The sequence below is a fragment of the Ulvibacter litoralis genome, from assembly GCF_900102055.1.
GTDB classification, from domain to species: Bacteria; Bacteroidota; Bacteroidia; order Flavobacteriales; family Flavobacteriaceae; genus Ulvibacter; species Ulvibacter litoralis.
The window spans coordinates 1-1,807 of record NZ_FNBA01000044.1; the positions used below are offsets into that span (position 1 = coordinate 1).

Genomic DNA, 1,807 nt, shown 5'->3' on the forward strand with positions numbered 1-1,807 from the left:
TCTGAATAATTTGGAACTAAGAAGTGAAATTTGAACTTGTCGCTGCTGCCCTCAGCGCGCTGCGCCAAACGCAACAATCGTTATACTAACCCGTTGGCAGTAATTTAAGACAGCCAGAAGCAAATATGAAAAAAATAAATTTGACACTTGGGATTTTAATCGGACTAATAATTTTTTCTTGTTCGTCCAATCAAACATTATTGGCTCAAAATAAATATAAAGGTGCACCTAAACATCAAGAACTAGGCATTGATATTTTCCCTGATTCTACGAACTATATCTTAGACCAAAGTTTAGAAAGTGAATTAACAATTAAATTAAACCAAAAAATTGACGAGCTATTTGAAAAACATAATGTTACAGGAATTACGGCAACAGTACTAGTTCCTGAAAAAGGAATTTGGGAAACAAATAGAGGTTTCATATCTAAACCAGAAAACATACATATTGATAGCTTATCTGTATTCAGTTGGATGAGTGTAAGTAAATTAATAACCAGTACTATAATTCATCAATTAGTTTTAGAGGGCAAACTTTCGTTTAAAGACAAACTTTCTAAATGGTATCCTGAAATTCAATATTCAAAAAAAATAACTATAGAACAATTACTTAACCATACTAATGGAATTTATAGTTTTAATGCTGACCCAGATTTCCAATCTAGTAACAAAAATTTTAGTCCGGAAGAGCTTTTAGAAAGATTTAAGGCTAAAAAAAATCTATTTAAACCTAATGAATATTGGTCATATACAAATACTGGCTATGTGTTATTGGCTTTAATAATAGAAAAAGTAGAAGCTAAAATATTTAAACAGGTTGTCAAAGAAAGAATTTCGGATGCTTTAAATCTAAAAACATTAAAAGCATCTAAAGAAATACCTTCTAATTTAGCATTGGCTCATAATAAAGATTCTGTTATACCCAAAGATTCTTCAGGACCTATGGGAGCAGGTAATATCATAAGCGATTCAAAAGATATCGCAGTTTTTTTAAGTGCGTTGTTGACAGGAAAAATAATTCCTATTGAAATGGTACAAGCGATGATGAAAGATTTATACCCAATGTTTGACAAGGGTACATATTATGGAAATGGAATTATGTTATACGATTTTAAGGAACTTAACAATACAGATAATCTTTGGATTGGACATAGTGGCGGAACTGAAAATTATAAAACAATAGCTTTCTACGATGTGAAATCTAAAGTAATTATGGCTATTTCTATAAATCAAAATTTTCCAGCCGAAGCAGTAGCGAATAAATTGATGGAGATAATTACCAAATAAAAACTACTGCCAACACCGTATAACAATTATGGCTCTTGCGGTAATTATTTAATATTCTCTGCAAATATTTAACTATATTGGTTTCTGAAAATAACGTAAAGCTTGCCCTTCTGAGTCTCACGCAGCTCTGATGAATTTGGAACTAAGAAGTGAAGTTTGAACTTGTCGCTGCTGCCCTCAGCGCGCTACGCCAAACGCAACAATCGTTATACTAACCCGTTACCTGCAAGCTGAAAACAACGAACAATGGAGAATAAAATAGAACATATAAATCCAAATGGACTAATAAAAAATCCTGCATTTTCTCAAATTATAACGACTGAAGGAAACGGAAAGACAATTTATATCGGTGGACAAAATGCAGTAAACGGAAACGGAGAAATTGTAGGGAAAAATGATATTTTACAACAAACTGAGCAAGTAATGAAAAACCTTGAAATTGCTCTTAAATCTTGTGGAGTAAATTTTGAGAGTTTAGTGAAATTAAACATTCACATTGTTCAAGGGCAGAATGCTTATGG

The 1,807-nt window shown here is 32.0% G+C and carries 2 protein-coding genes; both read left to right on the plus strand.

Going from position 1 to position 1,807, the window contains the following annotated elements:
• The first annotated feature begins 125 nt into the window (after positions 1–125).
• On the plus strand, positions 126–1,286 hold the full coding sequence (locus tag BLQ00_RS17345; RefSeq protein WP_093145582.1) for a serine hydrolase domain-containing protein: 1,161 nt from the start codon (positions 126–128) through the stop codon (positions 1,284–1,286).
• Between the two features lie 246 nt (positions 1,287–1,532).
• Positions 1,533–1,807, plus strand: a 275-nt coding sequence (locus tag BLQ00_RS17350) for a RidA family protein (protein WP_093145583.1), incomplete at its 3' end; no start/stop codon positions are given.

Bases quoted from the DNA above. Each gene is read 5' to 3' on its own strand.
- BLQ00_RS17345 (WP_093145582.1), top strand. From the start codon at position 126: ATGAAAAAAATAAATTTGACACTTGGGATTTTAATCGGACTAATAATT.